Source organism: Tsukamurella sputi (genome assembly GCF_007858445.1).
GTDB lineage: Bacteria > Actinomycetota > Actinomycetes > Mycobacteriales > Mycobacteriaceae > Tsukamurella > Tsukamurella sputi.
Genome location: NZ_VIGV01000002.1, coordinates 322207 through 347181, shown reverse-complemented (window position 1 = coordinate 347181; position 24975 = coordinate 322207). Strand labels below are relative to the sequence as shown.

21 protein-coding genes and 1 pseudogene are annotated in these 24975 nt (G+C 70.8%); 15 read left to right on the top strand and 7 right to left on the bottom strand.

Features of this window, described 5'->3' with window-relative positions:
- Positions 1–5: 5 nt before the first annotated feature.
- From FK268_RS06875 to FK268_RS06840, 8 genes are all read left to right on the top strand, one after another.
- Positions 6–1352 (top strand): MFS transporter, encoded by a 1347-nt coding sequence (locus FK268_RS06875; protein WP_146432529.1) that lies wholly within the window; start codon positions 6–8, stop codon positions 1350–1352.
- Positions 1349–1939 (top strand): RBBP9/YdeN family alpha/beta hydrolase, encoded by a 591-nt coding sequence (locus FK268_RS06870; protein ID WP_146432527.1) that lies wholly within the window; start codon positions 1349–1351, stop codon positions 1937–1939. The genes FK268_RS06875 and FK268_RS06870 overlap by 4 nt, the downstream gene beginning before the upstream one ends.
- Before the next feature lie 163 nt (positions 1940–2102).
- Complete coding sequence (locus FK268_RS06865) at positions 2103–4211, top strand: RecQ family ATP-dependent DNA helicase (protein ID WP_146432525.1); 2109 nt, start codon at positions 2103–2105, stop codon at positions 4209–4211.
- A 96-nt stretch (positions 4212–4307) separates the two neighbouring features.
- A complete protein-coding gene (yajC, locus tag FK268_RS06860; protein WP_146432523.1) occupies positions 4308–4646 on the top strand; it encodes a preprotein translocase subunit YajC in 339 nt (112 codons plus the stop codon).
- 149 nt (positions 4647–4795) lie between these two features.
- Positions 4796–6292, top strand: coding sequence for a protein translocase subunit SecD (secD, locus tag FK268_RS06855; RefSeq protein ID WP_146433409.1), 1497 nt, complete (start codon positions 4796–4798; stop codon positions 6290–6292).
- Positions 6289–7425: a protein translocase subunit SecF gene (gene secF, locus FK268_RS06850; RefSeq protein ID WP_146432522.1), complete on the top strand. Its 1137-nt coding sequence runs from the start codon at positions 6289–6291 to the stop codon at positions 7423–7425. Before secD ends, secF begins: the two co-directional genes overlap by 4 nt.
- Positions 7418–7978 (top strand): adenine phosphoribosyltransferase, encoded by a 561-nt coding sequence (locus tag FK268_RS06845; RefSeq protein ID WP_146432520.1) that lies wholly within the window; start codon positions 7418–7420, stop codon positions 7976–7978. The genes secF and FK268_RS06845 overlap by 8 nt, the downstream gene beginning before the upstream one ends.
- A gap of 38 nt (positions 7979–8016) precedes the next feature.
- Positions 8017–10353 (top strand): RelA/SpoT family protein, encoded by a 2337-nt coding sequence (locus tag FK268_RS06840; protein ID WP_146432518.1) that lies wholly within the window; start codon positions 8017–8019, stop codon positions 10351–10353.
- Between the two features lie 64 nt (positions 10354–10417).
- On the opposite strand, the gene FK268_RS06835 is transcribed toward FK268_RS06840, so the two are convergent.
- The gene (locus FK268_RS06835; RefSeq protein WP_231706964.1) at positions 10418–11551 is read right to left on the bottom strand and encodes a peptidylprolyl isomerase; all 1134 of its coding nucleotides are present in this window, start codon (positions 11549–11551) and stop codon (positions 10418–10420) included.
- Between the two features lie 108 nt (positions 11552–11659).
- Here FK268_RS06835 and FK268_RS06830 point away from each other — a divergent pair, with 108 nt between their 5' ends.
- From FK268_RS06830 to FK268_RS06810, 5 genes are read left to right on the top strand one after another with little or no spacing between them, the layout of a single operon-like run.
- On the top strand, positions 11660–12409 hold the full coding sequence (locus tag FK268_RS06830) for an MBL fold metallo-hydrolase (protein ID WP_146432516.1): 750 nt from the start codon (positions 11660–11662) through the stop codon (positions 12407–12409).
- Positions 12406–13704, top strand: coding sequence for a histidine--tRNA ligase (gene hisS, locus FK268_RS06825; RefSeq protein WP_146432514.1), 1299 nt, complete (start codon positions 12406–12408; stop codon positions 13702–13704). Before FK268_RS06830 ends, hisS begins: the two co-directional genes overlap by 4 nt.
- 2 nt (positions 13705–13706) lie before the next feature.
- Entirely contained in the window at positions 13707–14399 is a 693-nt protein-coding gene (locus tag FK268_RS06820) for a hypothetical protein (RefSeq protein ID WP_146432512.1), read from the top strand.
- 54 nt (positions 14400–14453) lie between these two features.
- Positions 14454–15494 carry an Rv2578c family radical SAM protein gene (locus FK268_RS06815; RefSeq protein ID WP_146432510.1) on the top strand — a complete coding sequence of 347 codons (1041 nt, stop codon included), beginning with the start codon at positions 14454–14456 and terminating at the stop codon, positions 15492–15494.
- A 46-nt stretch (positions 15495–15540) separates the two neighbouring features.
- Positions 15541–16695 carry a GTP-binding protein gene (locus FK268_RS06810; RefSeq protein ID WP_146432509.1) on the top strand — a complete coding sequence of 385 codons (1155 nt, stop codon included), beginning with the start codon at positions 15541–15543 and terminating at the stop codon, positions 16693–16695.
- On the opposite strand, the gene FK268_RS06805 is transcribed toward FK268_RS06810, so the two are convergent.
- Positions 16689–18239 carry a glycerol-3-phosphate dehydrogenase/oxidase gene (locus tag FK268_RS06805; protein ID WP_231706963.1) on the bottom strand — a complete coding sequence of 517 codons (1551 nt, stop codon included), beginning with the start codon at positions 18237–18239 and terminating at the stop codon, positions 16689–16691. The genes FK268_RS06810 and FK268_RS06805 overlap by 7 nt on opposite strands.
- A complete protein-coding gene (locus tag FK268_RS06800) occupies positions 18236–18844 on the bottom strand; it encodes a TetR/AcrR family transcriptional regulator (RefSeq protein WP_146432507.1) in 609 nt (202 codons plus the stop codon). Before FK268_RS06800 ends, FK268_RS06805 begins: the two co-directional genes overlap by 4 nt.
- A gap of 15 nt (positions 18845–18859) precedes the next feature.
- Between FK268_RS06800 and FK268_RS06795 the strand changes: the two genes are divergently transcribed.
- A complete protein-coding gene (locus tag FK268_RS06795; RefSeq protein ID WP_146432506.1) occupies positions 18860–20449 on the top strand; it encodes an FAD-binding oxidoreductase in 1590 nt (529 codons plus the stop codon).
- Positions 20446–21327: a diacylglycerol/lipid kinase family protein gene (locus FK268_RS06790; protein ID WP_146432504.1), complete on the top strand. Its 882-nt coding sequence runs from the start codon at positions 20446–20448 to the stop codon at positions 21325–21327. Before FK268_RS06795 ends, FK268_RS06790 begins: the two co-directional genes overlap by 4 nt.
- Positions 21328–21388: 61 nt before the next feature.
- Here FK268_RS06790 and FK268_RS06785 read toward each other — a convergent pair whose 3' ends face one another.
- The 4 genes and pseudogenes from FK268_RS06785 to ypfJ all read right to left on the bottom strand — a co-directional run bounded on the left by FK268_RS06785 (position 21389) and on the right by ypfJ (position 24955).
- A complete protein-coding gene (locus FK268_RS06785) occupies positions 21389–22072 on the bottom strand; it encodes an endonuclease domain-containing protein (protein WP_146432503.1) in 684 nt (227 codons plus the stop codon).
- 46 nt (positions 22073–22118) lie between these two features.
- Positions 22119–22253, bottom strand: a pseudogene (locus FK268_RS25310) (type IV toxin-antitoxin system AbiEi family antitoxin domain-containing protein); the annotation flags it as partial.
- A 126-nt stretch (positions 22254–22379) separates the two neighbouring features.
- Entirely contained in the window at positions 22380–24011 is a 1632-nt protein-coding gene (locus tag FK268_RS06775; protein ID WP_146432501.1) for a DUF885 domain-containing protein, read from the bottom strand.
- 50 nt (positions 24012–24061) lie between these two features.
- Complete coding sequence (ypfJ, locus tag FK268_RS06770) at positions 24062–24955, bottom strand: KPN_02809 family neutral zinc metallopeptidase (RefSeq protein WP_146432499.1); 894 nt, start codon at positions 24953–24955, stop codon at positions 24062–24064.
- Between the last annotated feature and the right edge of the window lie 20 nt (positions 24956–24975).

The window sequence follows — 24975 nt, the reverse complement described above, 5'->3', positions numbered from 1 at the left end:
AGACAATGGCCCTCACGACCACCCGCTCGGGTGACATCGAGGACACCGACGGTACGCCGACGGGGCCCGCACGGACCCGTCGGCGGATCTACCCGTGGGTCGTCTTCGCGCTCGCGTTCGCGCTGCTCCTCTCCGACTACATGTCCCGGCAGGTGCTCGCCGCCGTCTTCGTGCCGCTCGGCCAGGAGCTGCACCTCGACAAGGCCCAGCAGGGATCGCTGATCTCGGTGGTCGCGCTCATGGTGGGCGTGCTCACCCTCCCGGTGTCGATCCTGGCCGACCGCCTCGGGCGGGTCCGGAGCCTCGTGCTGATGGCGGTGCTCTGGTCGGTCGCCACGGCGGCCTGTGCCTTCGCGCAGAACTACGAGCAACTGCTCGCAGCCAGATTCGTCGTCGGCGTCGGCGAGGCCGCCTACGGCAGTGTCGGCATCGCACTGGTGCTGAGCCTCTTCGCGCCCCGCGTGCACGCGGCGCTGTCCGCGTCCTTCATGGCGGGCGGCTCCTTCGGCACCATGGTCGGCACCGGACTCGGCGGACTGATCGCCGTCCACTTCGGCTGGCGCTGGTCGCTCGGTGCCATGGCCGTCCTCGGACTGCTGCTCGTCGCGGCGTTCAAGCTCGTCGTCACCGAGGCGCGGGTCACTCGGTATCAGGCCACGCAGGACGGTGCGGCACCGTCGTGGGAGAACGCGGAGACCGTCCGCGCGGCCCGCGCGCCGCTCTCGAGCCTCTTCACCAACCCTCCCGTCGTGTGCGCCTACATCGGCAGCGGCCTGCAGATGTTCATGGCCGCGGTGATGCTCACCTGGCTCCCGACCTACTTCAAGGACGCGTACCACCTCCCGGTCGACCGGGCCGGCGGCGCCGCAGCGGCCTTCGTCCTGCTCGTGGGCTCCGGCATGATCGTGTGCGGATTCCTCGCCGACCGGTACAGCATGAGCGACGGCACCCGCAAGTGGGCGGCGGGCATCGCGTACTGCTCCATCGCCTTCGTCGCGTTGACGGTCGCCTTCCGCATGCCGACGGGCTCGGTGCAGCTGGTGCTGCTCGGCATCGGCGCCTTCTTCGCCGCCGGCAGCTCGGGTACCGCGGCCGCCATGGTCGCCTCCCTCACGCACCGCTCGGTGCAGGCCTCGGCGATGGGCACGCTCACTCTCGCGAACAATCTGCTGGGTCTCGCCCTGGCGCCGATCCTCGTCGGCGCACTCGCGGACCGCCTGGGGCTGCTGGGCGCGCTTCAGATCGCCCCGCTCGTGTACGTGCCCGCGGTGGTGTTCATGGTCCTCGGCAAGCGGCTGCACCCGCGCGGACTCGCCAGGTTACAGGCGCTCAATGCGGAGCCGGCACGATGACCGCCCCGGTGCCCGTCGTCGTGCCGGGGCTGCGGGGGAGCGCACCGTCGCATTGGCAGGAGCGGTACGCCGCACGGACCGAGACGGCGGTGACGGTGCCCTCGCCCGCAGAGGCCGATCGGCACTCGATCGGGGAACGGGTCCGGCTGGTCGGGCGGACGATCGCGGCGGTGGACGGTCAGGTGATCCTGGTGGCGCACAGCGCCGGAGTGCTCGCGGTGGTCCGGTGGGTCCGTTCGCTGCCCGACGGCGACCCCGCGCTCGAGAAGGTGGTGGGCGCCGTGTTGGCCACCCCACCCGACTTCGGCGTCGAGTGGCCGGAGCCGCATCCGCGGCCGGCGGAGCTGTCGGCGGCGGGGTGGGAGCCGATCCCGCGACGGCGGTTGCCGTTCCCGTCGGTCGTCGCGGCCAGTCGCACCGACCCGTTGGCGCGGTACCGCACCACAGCCGGCCTCGCCGAGGCGTGGGGGAGCCGGTTGGTGGACCTCGGCGACGCCGGGCACCTCAACCCTGCGTCCGGGTACGGGGAGTGGGGCATGGTCGACGAGCTGGTCGCGGAACTCGCGTCCGCGCGGAGTCGGTCGTGAGTGGGTCGGTGGTGGGCGCCCGGAGGAGATGGCGGCCGGGAGGTCCAGTGGCCCGGTAGCCGTCTCGGCGTGACGCCGCGTGGTCCCGATCGTGTTATCGCTCGATCGGGACCTGTCGGTGGTGCCGTCTACCCTCGGGTTCGGACGACGAGGGGATCGACGAATGACGGAACTCACGCTCACGGGAGATCGGTCGGAGCGCGCGCGGCGGGTGATCGAGGCGCTGGCCGGTCCGGACGCCGCACTGCGGGCCGATCAGGAGACGGCGGTCGCGGCGCTGCTCGAGCCCGCGGCACGGGTGCTCGTGGTGCAGGCCACAGGCTGGGGCAAGTCCGCGGTGTACTGGGTCGCCACGGCATTGCGCAGGGCCGAAGGGGCCGGGCCGGCGCTCATCGTCTCGCCGCTGCTCTCGCTCATGCGCGATCAGGTGGCGGCCGCCGGTCGCGCGGGGTTGCGGGCGGCCACGTTGAACTCGTCGAACTTCGAGGAGTGGAACACGATCGAGGCCGCGCTCGCGGCGGGGGAGATCGACGTCCTGCTCGTCTCGCCCGAGCGGCTCGCGAACCCGTCCTTCGGCCGGCGCGTGCTCTCCGCGCTCGAAGGCTCTCTCGGCCTGCTCGTCATCGACGAGGCGCACGCGGTGTCCGATTGGGGGCACGACTTCCGGCCCGACTACCGGCGCGTCTCCGACGTGCTCACCCGGCTGCACCCGCAGACCCCGGTGCTCGCCACCACCGCCACCGCGAACGCCCGCGTCACCGACGACGTGGCGGCGCAGCTCGGCGACGCCACGCTGGTGCTGCGCGGGCCGCTGGCGCGGCGCTCGCTGCAGCTCAACGTGCTGCCCGCGCTGGCGCCGGTCACCCGGTACGCCTGGGTCTCGCAGCACCTTCCGGACCTGCCCGGATCCGGCATCGTCTACGCGTTGACAGTGGCCGACGCCGAGCGCCTCGTGGACGGTGTCCGCGCCGTGCACGGTCCCGGCTATCCGGTGGCGGCCTACACCGGCAAGCTCGATCCGGACACCCGGGCCCGGCTCGAGGACGCGCTGCGCGCCAACGAGATCAAGGCCCTGATCGCCACTTCGGCGCTCGGCATGGGCTTCGACAAGCCGGACCTCGGCTTCGTGGTGCACGTCGGCTCGCCGCCCTCGCCCGTGTCCTACTACCAGCAGGTCGGCCGTGCCGGCCGTGCGATCGACCACGCCGTGGTCGCCCTCCTACCCTCGGAGTCCGACGCGGGTGTGTGGGACTACTTCGCCACCGCCACCATCCCGGATCCGCAGCAGATGGACCGCGTGCTCGGTGCTCTGGCGGAGGACGAGTCGGGGGAGGGGCTCTCGGCGATCGCGCTCGAGGCGGCCACGGGTATCCGCCGCACCCGGATCGACCTCATGCTCAAGCAACTCGCGGTCGACGGGGCGGTGGAGCGCGTCGAGGGCGGCTACCGCGCCACCGGGGCGCCGTGGCACTACGACGCGGCGCACTACGAGGGCATCGTCGCCACCCGGCGCCGCGAGGCCGACATCATGCGGGCCTACACCCGCGGCGAGCGCTGCCTGATGCAACTGCTCACCGAATCGCTGGACGATCCCGAGGCGGCGGCCTGCGGGCGGTGCTCGGTCTGCCTCGGGCACGTACCCGACGGGCTGGGCGAGCCGGTCCCGCCGGAGACCGCGCGGGCGGTCGCGGGCGCGCTGCGCGCGCAGAGCCAGGTACTCGAACCGCGCAAGATGTGGCCCGGCGGCGTGGCGGGACGCAAGGGCCGGATCCAGCCGGATCTCGCGGCCGAGCCCGGCCGGGTCCTGGTCTTCGCCGACGCCCCCGAGTGGACGGGAACGCTGGGGGCCGCGCGAGCGGGTGACGCACAGGCGAGCGCGGATCTGGCGGACGCCGCGGTCGCGGCGCTGTCGCGGTGGCGCGATCAGTGGCGCGCCCGCCCCGAGGTGGTGGCGTCGCTGCAGCTGACGGACCGTCCGGCGCCCGTCGAGCCGGTGGCCGAGCGGATCGCGGAGGTCGGGCGCCTGGACCGGGTGACACTGCCGGTACCGCGTGGCCCGGCGCCCGGCCGGGACGCGTCGGGCGCCCAGGAGGCCGCGCACTGGCTGGACGCGATCGACGTCGGCCCGGCGTCCGACGCGGTGCGGGGCCGCTCGGTGCTGCTCGTGGTCGACGAGTCCGGTACGGGGTGGGCGGTCACGGTGGCCGCGGCACGCCTGCGGGAGGCCGGAGCAGCCGTGGTCCTGCCGCTGGTGGTGCACCGTCCCGCCTGACCCGCGCGGGATGTGGAAGACTGGAACACCGAGTGCTGCCTACCACCCGGGCGGCGAGGTCGCGGAGCGTCCGCGTCCACACCACCGAGGAGAACAATGCCGAACCTGATCCTGCCCCTACTGCTCGTCCTGATGCTCGTCTTCATGTTCTTCCAGTTCCGGAAGCAGAAGAAGCAGATGAACGAGACGATGGAGATGCAGGCCGGTCTCACCGTGGGCACCAAGGTCATGACCAGCACGGGCCTCTACGGCACCGTCGTCGGCCTCGGTGAGGACACCGTCGACCTGGAGATCGCCCCCGGCATCACCACCACCTGGGTCCGCCGTGCCATCGCCAAGATCCTGACCCCCGAGGAGCTCGGCGCCCCGTCGATCGAGACCATCACCGACGACGAGGGTCACATCGATCTGGACAAGCGTTCCGAGGATCGCTGACCCGCACCACCGTCACCACCGACGAACTTCTCCGGCGAGAGCCCGCCGGAGGAGTTCCTCACGCCGAGGAGTCGTAACCGCCCGTGGCCAGGAAAACATCGAGTAGCGACCGCACCGAGTCGCGGCTCCTCATCGCCTTCGGGCTGATCATGCTCGTGGTCTTCGGGCTGGTGTTCTTCACCGGCGACCGCGAACCCAAGCCCAAGCTGGGTATCGACCTGCAGGGCGGCACCTCCGTCGTACTGCAGGCCGTCACGCCGGACGGCAAGGCACCCGACGGCGACAAGATGGAGCAGGCGCGCGACATCATCAACAAGCGCGTCAACGGCCTCGGCGTCTCCGGATCCGAGGTCAAGATCAGCGGGCGCAACCTGATCATCACGGTGCCCGGTTCCGACGGCGACCAGGCCCGCACCCTCGGCCAGACCGCACAGCTCAAGGTGCGTCCGGTCCTCGGCTCGCAGCCGGCGGCCGCGGTGAACACTCCTGCGCCCGACCTGACCGATCCCGCGGCGGCGAAGAAGGCGATCGACGAGGCGCGGGCCACGCGTCAGGCGACCGACCCCGCCGCGCAGAAGAAGGCCATCGAGTCGCTCAACTGCAACAACCCGTCCGACCCGCTGGCCGGCAACGACGACCCGGCCAAGCCGCTGATCACCTGCGACCGCCCCGAAGAGCGCAAGAAGGACCAGCCGCGCACCGTCTACACCCTGGGGCCGGCGATCATCGACGGGCAGTCGATCAAGAACGCCTCGTCGGGCATCCCGCAGAACCAGGTCCAGTACGTCGTGACCCTCGAGTTCACCGGCGAGGCCTCGAAGGTGTGGGCGGACTTCACGTCGAAGAACGTCGGCAAGCAGGCGGCCTTCGTGCTCGACTCGCAGGTGATCACGGCGCCGAACATCAACGGCCCGATCACCGGCGGCCAGACCCAGATCACGGGCGACTTCAACCAGCAGACCGCCGGCGACCTGGCGGGCGTGCTCAAGTACGGCTCGCTGCCGCTGTCCTTCAAGCCCGGCACCGCGCAGACCGTGAGCGCCACGCTCGGCTTCGAGTCGCTCAAGGCGGGCCTCATCGCCGGCGCCATCGGCCTGTTCCTGGTGCTGATCTACGCGCTCGCCTACTATCGCGCGCTCGGAGTGCTCGTCGCCCTGTCGCTGGCGCTGTCGATCGCGCTGCTCTACGGGCTCCTGGTACTGCTCGGCCGGTGGATCGGCTATTCGCTCGACCTCGCGGGCATCGCCGGCGTGATCATCGGCATCGGTATGACCGCCGACTCCTTCGTCGTGTACTTCGAACGCATCAAGGACGAGATCAGAGAGGGCCGGAGTTTCCGGTCCGCGGTGCCACGCGGCTGGGCGAGCGCCCGGCGCACCATCTGGACGGGTAACGCGGTCTCGCTGCTGTCGGCGGTCGTGCTGTACGTGCTCGCTGTCGGCGGTGTGCAGGGCTTCGCGTTCACGCTCGGCCTGTCGACGATCCTCGACATCGTCATCGTCTTCCTGGTGACGCACCCGCTCGTCTACTTCTCGTCGAAGACGGACTTCTTCGCCAAGCCGTCGATGAACGGCCTCGGCGCCGTGGCGGCGATCGGCCGTGAGCGCAAGCGCGCCGCAGCTACCACCGGGGAGGAGACCGCATGACCGACACCAGCATCGCGAACGAGAAGAAGGCCTCCTTCTTCACCCGGCTCTACACCGGCACCGGTGCCTTCGACATCGTCGGTAAGCGCCGCAGTTACTACATCGCCACCGGTGTGATCGTCGTGGTCGCCATCCTGGGCATCCTGATCCCCGGGTTCAAGTTCAGCATCGACTTCGTGGGCGGCACCCAGATCTCGTTCCCGGTCGGGAACGCCCAGGTCGATACCGCGAAGGTCCGGGAGACCGTGCGCGACGCGACGGGCGTCGAGCCGTCCGCCGTGCAGACCGCCGGTACGGGTGCGGCGCAGACCTACCAGGTGGAGCTCTCCGAGCTCAGCAACACCCAGATCACGCAGGCCCGGGACGCGCTCTTCCGGACCTTCCATCCGCCCGCGCAGGATGGCAAGCCCGCGGAGAACACGATCAGCTTCTCGGGTGTGAGCTCGACCTGGGGCGATCAGATCACGCAGCGCGGTCTGCTCGCGCTCGCGGTCTTCCTCGTGCTCGTGACGGCGTACATCGCGCTGCGCTTCCGCGAGTGGGACATGGCGCTGGCCGCGTTGGCCTCGCTGTTCTTCGACGTCGTGGTGAGTGCCGGCGTCTACGCGTGGTCCGGCTTCGAGGTCAGCCCCGCCACGGTCATCGGCCTTCTGACCATCCTCGGCTTCTCGCTGTACGACACGGTGGTCGTCTTCGACAAGGTCGAGGAGAACGTCCGCGGCGTGCTCAACACCAGCCGCCGCACGTACGCCGAACAGGCGAACCTGGCGATCAACCAGACCCTCATGCGCTCGATCAACACCACCGTGATCTCGGCGCTGCCGATCATCGCGCTGATGGTCGTAGCGGCGGGCATGCTCGGCGTCGGCACGCTGATGGACCTGGGCCTGATCCAGCTCGTCGGCGTCGTGGTCGGCACCTACTCGTCCGTCTTCTTCGCCTCACCGCTGCTGGTCACGCTGAAGGAGCGCCGCCCGGAGTACCGGGCGCACAACGAGAAGGTGCTGGCACGGCGCGCCCGCGCCGAGGCGGGCGAGACCGCCGACGCCCTGGTGGCGACCGACGCCGGCGCCGTGCAGCTCGACAAGGCCCCGGCCCGGCCGCAGACCAAGCGCGCCCGTCGTCGTGACTGACGCGGCCCGCGCGGCCGTCGCCGCGCACACGCGGCACGTCGCCGGATTCCCGGAGCCCGGCGTGGTCTTCGCCGACCTCACGCCCGTCTTCGCCGACGGTGCCGCCCTCGCGGCCGTCATCGACGGCCTCGCCGCGGCGGGTCGCGGCCCGGACGGCGCCGCCACCGTCGACCTGGTGGCCGGCCTCGACGCGCGCGGCTTCCTCCTGGGCTCGGGCGTCGCGCTGCGCCTCGGTGTGGGCACACTCGCGGTGCGCAAGGCGGGCAAGCTCCCGCCGCCCGTGCTCCGGGAGGAGTACGACCTCGAGTACGGCTCGGCGGCCCTCGAGGTCCCCGCCGAGGGGATCGCCCTGCGGGGCAAGCGGATCCTCGTCGTCGACGACGTGCTCGCCACCGGTGGCACCGTTTCCGCGGCCGTCGCGCTGCTGCGCCGCGCGGGCGCGATCGTCGACCGCGTCTCGGTGGTGTTGGAGCTCGAAGCGCTCGGCGGACGGGCGCGTCTGCAGGAATTGCCCGGCGGGGGCATCACGGTCTCGGCGATCTCGGTAGGCTGAATCCCTAGTCCAGTTCGTCGTCCGGGCGGGGAGGCACCATGTCGCTGCAGTCTCAGGGGTCCGACGCCGCGCGGACACCGGCCCCGGCGGGCCAGCAGGGCCCGCCCAATCTCGAGACCACGGGGTCGACCACCCGCCGGGTGCGCGCTCGTCTCGCCCGCCGGATGACGGGCACGCGCAATCATGTGCGGCCCGTGCTGGAGCCGCTGGTCGCGCTGCACCGCGAGGTCTACCCCAAGTCCGACGTCGCGCTCATCGAGCGCGCCTACGACGTCGCGGAGCAGCGCCACGCCTCGCAGATGCGCAAGTCGGGCGACCCGTACATCACGCATCCGCTCGCCGTCGCGACGATCCTCGCCGAGCTGGGGATGGACACGACCACCATCGTCGCGGCGCTGCTGCACGACACCGTCGAGGACACGGGCTACTCGCTCGACCAGCTCACCACCGACTTCGGTCCCGAGGTCGCGCACCTCGTGGACGGCGTCACCAAGCTCGACAAGGTGGCCCTCGGCAGCGCGGCCGAGGCGGAGACGATCCGCAAGATGATCATCGCCATGGCCCGCGACCCGCGGGTGCTGGTGATCAAGGTCGCCGACCGCCTGCACAACATGCGCACCATGCGCTTTCTGCCGCCGGAGAAGCAGGCCCGCAAGGCCCGTGAGACGCTCGAGGTGATCGCGCCGCTCGCGCACCGTCTGGGTATGGCGACGGTGAAATGGGAGCTCGAGGACCTGGCCTTCGCCATCCTCCACCCCAAGAAGTACGACGAGATCGTGCGGCTCGTGGCCGACCGGGCACCGTCGAGGGACACCTACCTGGCGTCCGTGCGCGCCGAGATCAACGGCGCCCTCGCGGCGCAACGGATCGTCGCGGACGTGCAGGGAAGGCCCAAGCACTACTGGTCGATCTACCAGAAGATGATCGTCAAGGGCCGCGACTTCGATGACATCCACGACCTGGTCGGCGTGCGGATCCTGTGCGACGAGGTGCGGGACTGCTACGCCGCCGTCGGCGTGGTGCACTCGCTGTGGCAGCCGATGGCCGGCCGGTTCAAGGACTACATCGCGCAGCCGCGGTACGGCGTGTACCAGTCGCTGCACACCACGGTGATCGGACCGGAGGGCAAGCCGCTGGAGGTGCAGATCCGTACGCAGGAGATGCACCGCACCGCGGAATTCGGCATCGCCGCGCACTGGCGCTACAAGGAGACCAAGGGGCGCAACGGCAAGGGCGGCTCCGACATCGCCGAGGTCGACGACATGGCGTGGATGCGCCAGCTGCTCGACTGGCAGCGGGAGGCGGCGGACCCCGGGGAGTTCCTCGAATCGCTCCGCTACGACCTGGCGGTCAAGGAGATCTTCGTCTTCACTCCCAAGGGCGATGTGATCACGCTGCCCGCGGGCAGCACCCCGGTCGACTTCGCGTACGCCGTGCACACCGAGGTGGGCCACCGGTGCATCGGCGCGCGCGTGAACGGCAGGCTCGTGGCGCTCGAGCGCAAGCTGGAGAACGGTGAGGTCGTCGAGGTCTTCACCAGCAAGGCCGAGAACGCCGGCCCGTCGCGCGACTGGCAGTCCTTCGTGGTCTCCCCGCGGGCCAAGGCCAAGATCCGGCAATGGTTCGCCAAGGAGCGCCGCGAGGAGGCGCTGGAGAACGGCCGCGACGCCATCGCCAAGGAGGTGCGCCGCTCGGGCCTCCCGTTGCAACGCCTGACGAACGCGGAGTCGATGGCGGGCATCGCCAAGGAACTGCGCTACGCGGACGTCTCAGCGCTCTACACGGCCGTGGGTGAGCACCAGGTGTCCGCGCACACCGTCGTGCAGCGGATGCTCGAGCAACTGGGCGGTATCGAGGAGGCCACGGAGGAGCTCGCCGAGCGCAGCACCCCGTCGACCATCTCGGGGCCGACGGCGAGCACCGACGTCGGCGTGCTCGTCACCGGCCAGCCGGGCGTGCTGGCGAAGCTCGCCAAGTGCTGCACCCCGGTGCCGGGCGACGAGATCGTCGGCTTCGTGACCCGCGGCGGCGGCGTGAGCGTGCACCGCACCGACTGCACCAACGTCGCGGAGCTGCAGAAGGAACCGGAGCGCTTCCTCGACGTGAAGTGGGCGCCGTCGGCGTCGTCGGTCTTCCTGGTCGCGATCCAGGTGGAGGCGCTCGACCGGCACCGCCTGCTCTCCGACGTGACCAAGGTGCTCGCCGACGAGAAGGTCAACATCCTCTCCGCGTCGGTCACCACCTCGCGCGACCGGGTCGCGGTGTCGCGGTTCACGTTCGAGATGGGCGATCCGAAGCACCTCGGCCACGTGCTGAACGTGGTGCGCAACGTGGAGGGCGTCTACGACGTCTACCGCGTGACCTCCGCGCAGTAGCGCGAGTCGGCGCCGAGACGAACGAGGCCCCCGCCGGAGCGGGGGCCTCGTTCGTTCGTCTCGCCTACTGCTGGTTCAACGCCATGGTGGCGATGTTGACCGGCTCCTTGGGCTTGCCGTCGGTGACGGGGGTGCCCGGCTTGGGCGCGGGATCGCCCGCCTTGGGGACGATGCCCTTCTTGGCGATCTGCTGCAGCACCGTCAGGCCGGCGTCGTCGGTCTTCCCGATCACCGAGTAGTTCGCAGGCAGCGTGGTGTCCTTGTAGACCAGGAAGAACTGGCTCGAGCCCGTGTTGGACGTGCCCGCCTGGCCCGTCTGCGGGTTCGCGGGCTGGTTCGCGTTCGCGACCGCGATGGTGCCGGCCGGGTAGATCACGTTCTGCGCGGTCTGCATCGGGTTGCTGTCGGCGCCGGCGGCCTTGAGGAACTTGGGCGCCTCGTCCGGGGAGGTCCAGCTGGGACCGCCCAGTCCGGTGGCCGACGGATCGCCGCACTGGAGCACGTACAGGCCGCTCTTCTTGTCCGCGGCCTCGCTGGCGGTCTCACGGTGGCAGGTGGTGCCGTCGAAGTACTTCGCCTGCATCAGTGCGATGAAGGTTTCGACGTTGCACGGCGCCTTCGACCGGTCCAGTTCGAAGCCGATGGGGCCGGCGTTCGTGGTGATGGTGCCCTTCATCGTGCCGGTGTTCGGGATGTCCTTGCCCTCGGGCTTGGTCACCGTCTTGTTGCGCTCGGTCAGCTTGTCGAGGGTCGGCAGCTGCTTCTCCGCCTCGCCGATCGACTTCTCCGAACTATCGGTCTGCTCGATCGCGGCGTTGATCTGCTGCTCGAACGAGGCCTTCTGATCCGCGGGCATCGTCGGCAGGCGCTTCTGCGCGTCGGCGATCTGCGTGCGCATCGTCGCGATCTGCTTCTTCTGCGCGTCGATGCTCTTGCGCGCGTCCGCGGCCGGATCGCGGTCGCCGAAGTCGCACGTGACGTGCAGCGACTTGAACTTGTCCTCGGCGGCCACGCGCAGCGGCCACCGGGGCCCTGCGGGAACCCAGATGTAGGCGGCGACGACGGCGGCCACCGCGACCACGGCGACACCCGCCCCGATGGCCTTCAATTTGCGCTTGCGCGCGTCGGCCTCACGCCGCTCGTTCTGCTTCGCCAGCTTCTCGCGGGCGGCCTGGCGGCGCTCTTCATTGCTCGGCACGGTGTGACGACCTCCTCATTACCGACATCCGGCGGGCACAACTGATCGCCAAGTCTGCCAGCTAAACCTGATGGACGCCGTCACCGGGTCTGGTGCCACAATGGTCGGATGCTGATCACCGGATTCCCCGCGGGGGTGTTCCAGACCAACTGCTACGTCGTCGCGGGCGGTCCGGGCGCCGACGCCGTCGTCATCGACCCCGGTCAGGACGCTGTCGGGCCCCTGCGGCAGCTCCTCGCCGAGCATCGGCTCAACCCCGTCGCGGTCCTGCTCACGCACGGGCACCTCGACCACACGTGGACCGCGCAGCCCTTCGCCGACGAGTTCGGCATCCCCGTGTACATCCACGAGGCGGACCGGCCGATGCTCGCCGATCCCGCCGTCGGGATCGGGGCTGCGCTCGGCGCGATGATCGGCGATCAGGTCTTCGTCGAACCGCAGAAGGTGATCGAGCTCGTCGACGGCGAGCCCGTCGAGCTGGCGGGCATCACCTTCGGCGTCGACCACGCGCCGGGCCACTCCGCGGGCTCGATCGTCTTCACGGTCGCGGCGCCCGCCGTCGACGGTGCCGGGACCCCGGTCGAGGGGGAGACGGTCACCGTCGCCTTCGACGGTGACGTGCTCTTCCAGGGCTCGATCGGCCGGACCGATCTGCCCGGTGGCAGCCATGAGCAGCTCCTCGAATCCATCACCGCGAAGCTGCTGCCCCTGCGCGACGACACCGTCGTCCTGCCCGGCCACGGCCCGGCCACCACCATCGGACGGGAGCGAGCGTCGAACCCGTTCCTCGCCGGATTGAGTAATGACGCCTCACCGGCCGCTGCGCGGAGTGAGCGGAAAGGACGATACGGACTGTGAGCGCCGGTAGCTTCCAGGCCCCGAAGGGCATTCCCGACTACATCCCGGTGCCGTCGGGGGAGAAGAACAGCTCCGCCGACTTCCTGGCCGTGCGCACCGCGCTGCTGCGGGCGACCGCCGAAGCGGGCTACGGCTACATGGAACTGCCGATCTTCGAGGACACCACGTTGTTCGCGCGCGGCGTCGGTGAGTCCACCGACGTCGTCGCGAAGGAGATGTACACCTTCGCCGACCGCGGCGACCGCTCCGTGACGCTCCGTCCCGAGGGCACCGCGGGCGTCGTCCGCGCGGTGCTCCAGCACGGCCTCGACCGGGGCCAATTGCCGGTCAAGGCCTCGTACGCCGGCCCCTTCTTCCGGTACGAGCGCCCCCAGGAGGGTCGCTACCGGCAGCTGCAGCAGGTCGGCATGGAGGCCATCGGCGTCGACGACCCGGCGCTGGACGCCGAGGTGATCGCTGTGGCGGACCGCGCCTACCGCAGCGTCGGCCTCGACGGCTTCCGGCTGGAGATCTCCAGTCTCGGCGACGCCACCTGCCGCCCGCAGTACCGGGAGAAGCTGCAGGAGTTCCTGTTCGCGCTCGACCTCGACGAGGAGACCCGGCGCCGCGCCGAGATCAACCCGCTGCGCGTGCTCGACGACAAGCGGCCCGAGGTGAAGGCCATGACGGCCGATGCCCCGCTCATGATCGACAACTTGACGCCGGAGCCGAAGGAGCACTTCGAGAAGGTGCTCGGCTACCTCGACGCGCTCGGCGTGCCCTACGTCGTGAACCCGCGGCTGGTCCGTGGTCTCGACTACTACACCAAGACGTGCTTCGAGTTCGTCCACGACGGCCTGGGAGCCCAGTCCGGCATCGGTGGAGGCGGCCGCTACGACGGACTCGTCGAGCAGCTCGGCGGACGCGAGGGCGTCACGGGAGTCGGCTTCGGTCTCGGCGTCGACCGCACCCTTCTCGCGCTCGCCGCCGAGGGCAAGCGCGCACCGGCGTCGGCTCGCGTGGTGGCCTTCGGCGTTCCCCTCGGGGACGCCGCCCGCGATGCGATGGTGCCCCTCCTGGGCCGTCTGCGGCACGCCGGTGTGGCCTCGGACATGGCCTACGGCAACCGCGCGATGAAGGGTGCGATGAAGGCGGCGGACCGCTCCGGCGCCCGGTTCGCCCTGATCCTGGGCGATTCCGAGCTCGAACAGGGCGTCGTGATGCTCAAGGATCTGGCGAAGGGGGAGCAGCGCGCGGTTCCGATCGATACGGTCGTGGACGTGATCGTGACCGAGAGCAACGAGAGCGCGGGGTAGCCGTGTCGTCCAGTCCCGCCGAGCCCGGCGCCCGCGATCCGCGGGAGCTGAGCGCGGAGGACGCCGTCGACGTGGACCTCATCCCGCCGCGGCTGATGCTGCCGAAGGTACGGCGTGCCCTCGCGATCGGCCTCATCGCGACGGTGATCGTCGGCGTGATCGTCACGGTGCTGGTGGGCGCCCCGTGGGGGATCGCCGTGCTGGTCGCCGGCGCGGCGCCGGGCGTCGGCGGCTACCTGGGTGTCGCGCGGCGTCGCGTGGTGCTCGACCACCGCGTGCTCACCCGCCGGACGCTGCGGACGCAACGGATGAACCTCATGGACGCCGACGAGGTCGACCTGGTCGCGGAGGTCGCCCGGTTCGCGCAGGTCTCGCTCCGGCTGCGCCAGGGGAGGACGACGGTGCGCCTGCCCCTCGCCCTGTACGAGGGCTCGGGCCGCGGTCGCGTGCGCGGACGGGAGCTGCCGATGCTCGGTACCCGACGACTCGCGGAGGCGCTCGAGCGCAATCGGCATCCCGACGTGCGCGACGTCGCGCGGGTGCTCGCGGAGCAGTCGCGGGCGCAGGCCTCGTCGACCCCGATCCGGGACCGGCCCCTGTTCCGCGCTGCGGGGATCGCGCGCGAGGTCGGCGGTACCGAGGAGTTGGTGTTCACCGCCGACGAGGTCGAGGAGATCGCCCGGCCACCGTGGTAGACGCGCGCTGTTCGAACGCTTGACTGTGATCGAACGTCATGTTCGAATGGTGCTGTGCGATGGGATGGTCAGCTGCTGGGGGATGCCGGTTCGGGCGTGCGCGCGTTGCCGGGTCTCGAGGGTGTGGGGCGCACGGTCACCACGCCGGAGTTCGAGGGCATCACCTTTCACGAGGTGCTGTGCAAGAGCGCGCTGAACAGGCTGCCCGAGTCGTCCGCGATGCCCTTCGCCTGGACGGTCAATCCGTACCGCGGTTGCACTCATGCCTGTACCTACTGCTTCGCGCGTTCGAGTCACGAGTACCTCGAGTTCGACGCGGGCGGTGATTTCGACTCGCAGATCGTCGTCAAGACGAATCTCGTCTCCGTGCTCAAGAAGGAGCTGCGGCGCGCGTCCTGGCGGGGCGAGCCGGTCGCGCTCGGTACCAACACCGACCCGTACCAGCGGGCCGAGGGGCGCTACCGGCTGATGCCGGGGGTGATCGGTGCGCTCGCGGGCGCAGGCTCGCCGATCTCGATCCTCACCAAGGGGACTCTGCTGCGGCGCGACCTGCCGCTGCTCACGACGGCGGCCACCCGGGTGCCGGTGCAGCTGTCGGTCTCGCTGGCCCTGCTCGATCCCGCCCTGCAGCGCTCGCTCGAGCCCGGCACGCCCAAACCCGAGGCGCGCTTGGAACTGATCCGTGCCATCGCCGACGCGGGATTCGACTGCCACGTGATGGTCGCGCCCGTGGTTCCCTACCTCACCGACGACGCCGCGTCGCTGCGCGCGCTGATCGCCGCGATCGCGGAGGCGGGAGCCGCGAGCGCCTCGGTGATGGCGCTGAATCTGACGGGGCGCTACCGGGACTGGTTCCTCGGGTGGCTGTCGGAGAAGCATCCGATGCTGGTGCGGCGCTACCGGCAGCTGTACGGCTCCAGTGGGCGCGTCTCGGCCGACTACCGCACGCATCTGCGCGCCCGCGTCACGCCGATGCTCGAGGAGTTCGGGCTGATGCGGCTGGAAGACCCCTATGCGAGTCCGCCGCCGCGTGCTCCGCACGTCCCGCGGATCCACGGCTCCACCGCTCCCGACCTGCAGGAGTCGCTCTTCTGAGGGGGTTCAACGAGCGCCACTAATGACAATGATTACTATTAGTGGCATGCCCGCCTCCACTCCGCTGCCCGTCACCGTCCTCTCCGGCTTCCTCGGCGCCGGCAAGACCACCCTGCTCAACCACCTCCTCACGAACCGTGACGGTCTGCGCATCGCGGTGATCGTCAACGACATGAGCGAGGTGAACGTCGACGCGGCCCTCGTCGACCTCGGCGGCTTCGACCGCACCGAGGAGAAGCTCGTCGAGCTCAGCAACGGGTGCATCTGCTGCACGCTGCGCGAGGACCTGGTCGACGCCGTCGGTGCGATCGCGCGGCAGCGCACCCCCGACGGTCGGCCGCGCTTCGATCACCTCGTCATCGAGTCCACGGGCATCTCCGAGCCCATGCCGGTCGCCGCGACCTTCGACTGGACCTTCGACGACGGCAGCAGGCTCGGCGACCTCGCCGCCCTCGACACGATGGTCACCGTCGTGGACGCCAGCACCTTCCTCGGTGAGATCGCGCGGGGCACGAGTCTCGCGCAGCGCGGGCTCGGCGCGGCCGAGGGGGACCAGCGCTCCATCGCCGATCTGCTCATCGACCAGGTGGAGTTCGCGGACGTCGTGCTGATCAGCAAGGCCGACCTCGTCTCGGCGGCCGCCGTGGGTGCAGTGGAGGCGACGGTGCGCCGGCTCAACCCGCGTGCCCGCGTCCGCTCGCTGCCGCGCGGCGAGATCGCGCTCTCCGAGGTGATCGGTACCGGCCTGTTCGACCACGACGCCGCGTCCTCGGTCGCGGGGTGGGACGACGAGGTGATCGGTGGCCACACTCCGGAGACGGAGGAGTACGGCATCTCGTCGACGGCCTTCCGCGCCGACCGGCCGTTCCACCCGCAGCGCCTCCTCGAATCCCTCTCCGAGATCCGGGCGGTGCTCCGCAGCAAGGGCTTCTGCTGGATCGCGAGCCGGCCCGAGCTCGTCGGCGTGTGGTCCCAGGCGGGGCCCAACCTCACGATCGAGCCCGCCGCCTACTGGTCCCAGGTCGACGGTGCGCCGCAGCAGGAGCTGGTCTTCATCGGTGTCCGGCTGGACGCCGCACGGATGCACGCGCTGCTCGACCGGGCGCTGCTCACCGACGACGAGGTCGCCGAAGGGCCCGCGGCCTGGGTGGAGTACCCCGACCGACTACCCGCGTGGAACGTGCCGGCGCACCGTCACTGATGGTGGAGGGCGGCGGCCGCGGCCCCGGCGGCGTCGTCGGCGAGCTCCGGGATCAGCGACAGGCGCGTTCGGCGCTCGAGGAGATCCGCCGGCGTGATCGCGCCCTCGACGAGGGCGCCGAAGGCGAGTTCCGCCCCGGTGATCTCAGTGCCGGGTGCGACCGGCGTCGCGAGCGTCGGGTCCGCCTCGCCGAGCGCGACCACCGCGGTCGCCTCGGTGCCGTAGGCCCGGACGAGACGCTCGGGTGCGTCGATGTGCTGCAGTGCGGCGCGGGGCGCTGCGCCGACCAGTGGCAGCGTCCGCGTGACGCACCTGCCGGCGCTGAGACCGGATGCGGCGAGCGCGGCGTCGACGGCGTCCTGTGCCATCCGCCGGTACGTCGTCAGCTTCCCACCGACGACGGTGACGAGACCATCGCCGCGGGTCAGGACGGCGTGCTTGCGGGAGACGTCCGCGGTCTGCCCGGCGCCCGAGTCCAGGAGGGGGCGCAGGCCGGCGAAGGTGCCGACCACGTCGTCGCGGGTCAGTGGCGTGCCGAGTGCGAGGTTCACCGTTTCGAGCAGGAAGTCGATCTCGTCGTCCGACGGAGTGGGGACGTCGGGGACCGGGCCGTCGGCCTCCTCATCGGTGAGGCCGACGTAGACCCGGCCGTCCGGCTGCGGCAGGGCGAAGACGTACCGGCCGAAGGTGTTCGGCACCGGCACCGTCAGGCCCGCGGTCAGTCCGCCGAAGACGTCCTGCCGCAGGACCAGGTGCGTACCGCGGCTGGGGCGCAGCGATACCGCCGGATCGACGGTGCCGGACCAGACGCCCGTGGCGTTGACCACGGCCCTGGCGCGCAGGGTGAACGAAGCGCCGGTCAGTTCGTCGGTCACCGTCGCCGCGGTACCGGTGACCTGGGAAGCCGCGCAGTGGGTGAGGATCACGGCGCCGTGCCGCGCGGCGGTGCGGGCGATCCCGACCGTGAGTCGCGCGTCGTCGGTGAGCTGGCCGTCCCAGTTGAGGAGCCCGCCCCGCAGGCCCTCTCGCCGGACCGTGGGCGCCAGAGCGATCACCTCGGCGGGGGAGATGCGGCGCGAACGCGCCAGCTCCGACGACGGGGTCCGTGCGGCGAGCCGGAGTGCGTCGCCCGCGAGGAAACCGACTCGGGTGAGGGCGGCGTCGCGGCGCGAGACATCGCCCAGCAGGGGTACCACCTGCGGCAGAGGTCGCGTGAGGTGCGGTGCGATCGACCGGATCAGCGCGTCCCGTTCGACGGCGCTCTCGTAGGCGATGCCCACCGCGCCCGATGCGAGATAGCGCAGGCCGCCGTGTACGAGCTTGCTGGACCAGCGGCTCGTGCCGAAGGCCAGGTCGTGCTTCTCGACGAGCGCGACGCGCAAGCCGCGGCTCGCGGCGTCCAGCGCGACGCCGGCGCCGGTCACGCCGCCGCCGATGACCAGCAGGTCGACCGACGGATCGGCTTCGAGCGCGCGCAGGTCCGCTGACCGGCGGGCGGCGGACAGACGCGCGGCGGGCTCGATGCCCTCGATCGCGGCGGTCACGGCTTGAGGTACCGGTCGATGAGATCGAACAACTGCGCATCGAGCAGGTCTGCGGATTCGGTGAAGACCGGTCCGGTGAGTGCCGACGACCAGGCCAGCTGCAGCACGACCGCCGCGTGTTCGGTGGGATCCCCGGTGCGGATGCTGCCGTCGGCCTGGCCGGCGGTGATGCCCGAGGTGATGGCCTCGAGCTGGGCGCGCGAGGTGCGGCCGGTGCGGTGCAGCAGGTAGGGCATCAGGAACTCGGGGTCCAGCTCGACGATGCGTCGCAGGAGCGGGTGCGATCGCGCTGCGGCGGTGACGTGGGCGACGGTGCGGGCGACGGTCTCGCGGCCGGTGGCACCGTCGACCAGGCCGACGGAGGTGAGCGCGGCGACGAACTCGCGGGTGGTCACCGCGGCCGCGAGGGCCTGCACGTTCGGGTACCGCCGGTACAGGGTGGCGCGGGAGACCTGCGCGGCACGGGCGACGTCGGCCATGGTGGTGCGGCGGATCCCGATGGTGGACATCAGGTCGCGGGCGGCGTCGAGGATGTGCTCGTCGTCGACGGCGTTGGCCGGGCCCCGGGCGGACGAACTCCGAGGATTGAGATCCTGCGACATCATGTGTACAAATGTATCATGACTTCGTCCGAGGTGGTTCTGCCCGTCGTCGCCTTCGAGCCCGGCCGCTGGGGTGATCCCGCGAACCCGATGCACCTGTCCGAGTCCGTGCTCGGAGCGCTCACCATGCTCGGCATCGACGGCGGACCGGGGCAGCCCGAGCAGCCCTTCCTCATGCCGTCCCGGGTCTCGGGGCGCGCCCTCTCGGCCCTGCAGAAGACGGGTGTGACGGTCGCCACCGACGACGCTACCCGGCTCGCGCACCTGCGCGGCTACTCCACGCCGGACCTGCTCAAGTTCCGCGCCGGCGACGCCTCCGACGCTCCCGATGTGGTCGTCACGCCCACGACGGCGGACCAGGTGGCCGCGGTGCTCGCGGTGTGCGCCGCCAAGGAGCTCACGCTGAGCCCGTTCGCCGGCGGCACGTCCGTCACCGGCGGCCTCACGCCCGAGCGCACCCGCCCCGTCGTCGCGGTGGACCTGCGCGGACTGTCCGGCCTGATCGCACTCGACGCGGTCTCGCAGATCGCCACGCTGGCAGCGGGCACCCGCCTGCCCGAGGCCGAGCGGCTCCTCGCCGGGCAGGGCTTCGAACTCGGCCACTTCCCGCAGTCCTACGAGGGCGCCACCATCGGCGGCTGCGCCGTGACCCGCTCCGCCGGGCAGTCGTCCATCGGCTACGGCCGGTTCGACGAGATGGTGGTCGGCCTCACGGTCGCGACCCCGCAGGGCGTCGCCGAGATCGGTACCGCCCCCAAGTCGGCGGCGGGCCCGGACCTGCGCCAGCTCTTCCTGGGGTCCGAGGGTGCGTTCGGCGTGGTCACCGCCGTCCGCGTGCGTGTCCACCCGGTCCCGACGGTGCGCCGCTTCTACGGCTGGCGCTTCCCCGACTTCACCGCCGGAGCGAACGCCATGCGCGTGCTGGCACAGGGCGCCGTCCGCCCGACGGTGCTCCGCCTGTCCGACGAGGCGGAGACCGGCCTCAATTTCGCGGATCCGGGCGCCGCGGGCAAGGCGGCCGTGGGCGGTTGCCTCATGGTCGTGGGCTTCGAGGGCGACGAGCCGGACGTCGACTGCCGCGACGGCTACGTCTCCGCGCGGCTCGTCGAACTGGGCGGCCAGTTCCTCGGCGAGGATCCGGGCGAGGCCTGGCGCACCGGCCGGTTCCGCGGCCCATACCTGCGCGATCCGCTGCTCGACGCCGGCGCGCTGGTGGAGACCCTGGAGACCGTCACCTTCTGGTCGAACGTCGACCGGCTCAAGGCCGACGTGACCACCGCGCTCACGACGACGCTCGGCGAGCAGGGCACGCCCGCCGTGGTCATGTGCCACATCTCGCACGTCTACCCGACGGGCGCCTCGCTGTACTTCACCGTGATCTGCAAGGCGTTGGAGGATCCGCTCGCCCAGTGGGGCGCCGCGAAGACCGCCGCGAACGCCGCTATCCGTGCCGCCGGCGCGTCGATCACGCACCATCACGCCGTCGGCACCGACCATCGCGCCACCTACCTCGAGGAGATCGGCGACGTGCAGGTCACGGCGCTGCGTGCGGTCAAGGAAGCCCTCGATCCGCAGGGCGTGCTCAACCCGGGGATCCTGCTCCCGTGACCGCCGTCGACGTCATCGCGATCCTCAACCCGATCTCGGGCGGCGGGGTCGCCCGTACCCGCTGGGCGGCCGTGGCCGAGGAACTGGCGCGCCGCGACGTCTCGACGCGCGTCGCGGAGTCCGCGTCCGGTGCCGATGCGCGGCGCCTCGCCGAGGAGGCCGCCGACTCGGGAGCGCTCACCGTCGCCGTCGGCGGTGACGGCCAGATCCGCGAGGTCGCCAGCGGAGTGCTGCGCGTCCCGGGCGCGCCGATGGGCGTCGTCACCGCCGGCCGCGGCAACGACATGGCTCGCCACCTACGGCTTCCCGACGACCCGAGCGCCATCGCCGACGTGCTCGCCGACGGCCGTCGCCGCGACCTGGACGTGCTGACCGTCGGCGACGAGATCGCCGTCGGCAACGTCTACGTGGGCCTCGACTCGGTGGCCACCGAGCTGATCAACCGGCTGCGCTGGATGGGGCCGCTCGCGTACCGCCTCGCGCCGGCCATCGCCGCCCTGCGGTGGAAACCCGCCGGCTTCCGCATCGAGGTCGACGGTTCCGTCCACGAGGGGCCGGTGCACATGGTGGTCGTCGCCAACTCCGGCTGGTACGGCAGTGGCCTGCACATGGTGCCGGCCGCGTCGTCGGACAACGGTCGCATCGACGTGCTCGCCGTCGACGGTGCCGGGAACAAGCTCAAGCTCATCAGCGCGATGGGGGAGGCCAAGACTGGCGCGCACGTCGCGCGGGCAGAGGTGCTCACCTTCAGTGGCCAAGAGGTCGCCGTCAGCGCCGACCGCCCGATCCCCGTGCACGCCGACGGTGACTACCTGCAGGAACTCCCCGTCACAGTTCACATCAGGAAGGCGGTGCTCCCGGTTCTCGTGCCCCGCTGAGGACTGGTTCTCGGTCACGAACCGTCGTTCACAGAGCCGTTGGTGACCGAAGACCGTCGGTCTACGCCGCGCGGTGGCCGAGAGTCTCCGCGACGATGGTGATCACGCCCTCGGGATCCTCGTTGAGGTGGTGCCACGAGAAATTCAGCACCGACCAGCCCGCCGACGTGAGAGCGTTCGACTTGTCCTGGTCCCGCATCCACCGCGCCCGGGACCGGTGGAACGCCCAGCCGTTGATCTCGACGGCCAGCTTCGACTCCGGAAACGCGAAGTCCACCGCCCAGCCGCGGAACGGAAGCTGTGCGAACCACCCGGTGATCCCGTGCAGTTGCAGGAGCTCGACGAACATCCGCTCGGCCTCGGACTCGGTCTGGCCGGCCGCGACATTGAAGATCGCGCGGGCCTCGACGATTCCGCGCGACTTGGCGTTGCGCTCCAGCGCGGATTCGAGGTCGTCCAGGTTCACCATCCCCGTCTGCAGCGCACGATCCATGATCCGCGCGTCGCAGACCTCGAGCACGCTGAGCGGTTTGCCAGTCACGGACAGCCCGTCGACCTGCACGATGTCGGCTGGATCCAGCCACCTGCGGCGTGTCTCGATGCGGTAGCCGGCGGCCCGGCGGAGCCGCCGCTCGGGCGGGACGGTGACGGTAACCGTCTCGGGCGGGGCGTCCACCATGCCGTGCCAGTACAGGGCGGTCGTCCGGTCCGCCACGCCGCCCGCGAGGATCACCGCGACCCGCACGCCCGTCCGATCGGTGTGGGGGGTGGTGCCTCGTCCGGAACAGGCCCCGGGTGATCCGCACCAGTTCACCTGATGCCAGCCGCGCACGAATTGCGGCGTCAGTGAGCCCGGCACCCCTGAGCTGGTCCAACGTAGCGATGCCGTCCTGGGCGGCGAAAACCTCCGCTGCTTTCGTCCACATACCAATTGGACGCATCAGCGCGGCTTCCAGTTCCGAACGTCGTCGTTCTTCGGTCACGAACAGTCGCTCTCAGAGCCCTTCGTGACCGAATGCGCGCGGCGCCCGCCGAGATGTTCCGATGAAGCTTTAGACGATCGCGGCGCGCAGGGTGTCCAGGCCCATCCCGCCGAGCGCGAGCGCGTCGCGGTGGAAGTCCTTCACGGTGGATCCCGGGTGTGCGGCGAGGTAGGCGTCGCGGGTCTGCTGCCAGACGCGCTGGCCCACCGAGTACGAGGGGGCTTGCCCAGGCCAACCGAGGTAGCGGTGGTACTCGAAGCGCAGCTGCTCGTCCGACATCGCGACGTGGGAGCGGAGGAAGGCCCAGCCCTTGTCGTAGGTCCACGCGCCGCCGCCCACCTCGGCGGGCGCCTCGAAGCCGCAGTGCACGCCGATGTCGAGCACCACGCGCGCAGCACGGAGCCGCTGCGAGTCGAGCATGCCCATGAGATCACCGTCGTCGTCGAGGAATCCCAGGTCGCGCATCAGGCGTTCCGCGTACAGCGCCCAGCCCTCGCCGTGGCCGGAGGTGAACGAGTAGAGCTTTCGCCAGCGGTTGAGCGGTGCGATCACGGCCTGCCCGATCTGCAGGTGATGGCCGGGCACGCCCTCGTGGTAGACGGTCGTCTTCTCCTGCCAGGTGTGGAACTCGGTGACGCCGGGCGGCACGGACCACCACATCGATCCCGGCCGCGTCAGGTCCGCGGACGGGCCGGTGTAGTAGATCCCGCCGTTGCTGCTCGGCGCGATCCGGCAGTCCAGGTGATGCAACTCGGCGGGGATGTCGAAATGCGTGCCCGCGAGCGCGGCGACCGACTCGTCCGAGATGCGCTGCATCCACTCGCGCAGAGCGTCGGTGCCCTGCAGCGCGTACCGGGGCTCGGAATCGAGCCGCACCAGGGTCTCCGCGACCGTCGCGCCCGGGTACAGCCGCGTTGCGACCTCGTTCTGTTCGGCGACGATCGACGCGAGGAGTTCCTGGCCCCAGACGTAGGTCTCCTTAAGATCGACGGCGGTGCCCAGGAACAGCCGCGAATGGAGCGGGTACGCCTCTCGTCCGACGCCGAGCCCGCCCGGCTGGTCGACGGGGATCGCCGACGGTGCGATCTCCGTTTCGAGCACCTCCGCGAACCGGTCGAAGGCCGCGCGGATGTCATCGGTCAGCCGCGGGCGGGCGTCCGTCGCCCGGGCTGCGTTGGCGGCGACCTGCTCGCCGGCCTCGCGGGCCTGCGCGAGCACTTCGCGCACCTGCAGCGCGGCGAACGGCCAGGAACCGTCGGCGAGGCGGGCGCGCAGGCCCGAGATCGCCGATTCGACGGCCTGCGGCACGGCCGCGAGACGGGCAGCCAGGCGCGGATCCCCGTCGGGCATGAGATCGAAGACGTCGCGGATCGCCTGCAGCGGCGAGGCGATCACATTGAGGTCGCCGACGATCCTCCCCGCATCCGCCAGTTCGATCTCGACGCCCAGTCGCTCCCGCAGCGCGGCCGCGGTCACCGGGTCGGCGTCGGACTCCGGCGTCAACGTCGCGAGCTCGGCGAGCGTCTCGCGTGCGACCGCGATCCGGGCGGCGACACCCGCGGGGGAGAAATCGGTCAGCCGGTCGTCGAAGTCGGTGATCCCCACCGCGGTCGCCTCGATCGGATCGACCTCGGCGAGCCGCAGGGCCAGACGGTCCGCCAGGGCGTCGATCGGCGTGGAGGGGGAATTGGTGTCAGCCATGCCTCGAGACTAGGCGAGGCGTGCCTGCTCCGGTCGGTCCCTGCGCCGGGTCAGATGCTGCCGGTGAAGGTGTTGCACTGCGACGGCGCGCCGGACTTGTAACCCTGGGTGAACCACCGCACGCGCTGCTCGGACGTGCCGTGCGAGAAGGACTCGGGGTTCACGTTGCGGCCCGCGTTGCGCTGGATCGTGTCGTCGCCGATCGCCTGCGCGGACTGGATGGCGCCGTTGATGTCTTCTTGAGTCAAGGGCTTGAGCATCGCCCCGTCGCCCTTGTCCGCCTTCGAGGCCCACACGCCGGCGTAGCAGTCGGCCTGCAGCTCCACGCGGACGGAGCCGCCCTGCGCGCCCTTACCCTGCTGGGCCTTGTTGATGTCGCCGAGCAGGGTCTGGATGTGGTGGCCCCACTCGTGCGCCACGATGTACTCCTGCGAGAAAGCCGCGTTGGAGCCGCCCATCTTCTTGATGACGCGGTCCATGAAATCGAGCTGGAACACGGCGACGTTGTCGGCCGGGCAGTAGAACGGCCCGGTGCCGGCGTCAGCGACGCCGCAGCCCGTGTTGATGGACGCGGCATCGCTCGGCATGATCTTCAGCCCCGCCGGCTTCTTGTAGCCGCGCACCAGGGTGGCCCACACCTTGTCCAGGGAGTTCGACGTCGCGACGATGCGGCAGGTCGTGTTCTTGTTCGCGTCCGCACCGGTCTTGCAGGCCGCGATATCGCGGTTCACCTGTTCCTGGCCCGCGGATATGCCCTGACCCGCGCCCTGCTGACTCGGTTGCTGGGGCGCTCCGCCCGTGCTGCCGGTGAGGAAGTAGATGATCAGGCCGATCACGACGGTGCCGATGCCGCCGCCGCCGATCATCATGCCGCGTCCCAGTCCACCGCCGCCGCCGGCGCTGGCCAAGCTGTTGTCGATGGAGCTGTCGTCCCGGAAGGTCATGCGCAATAGCATTCCATGAG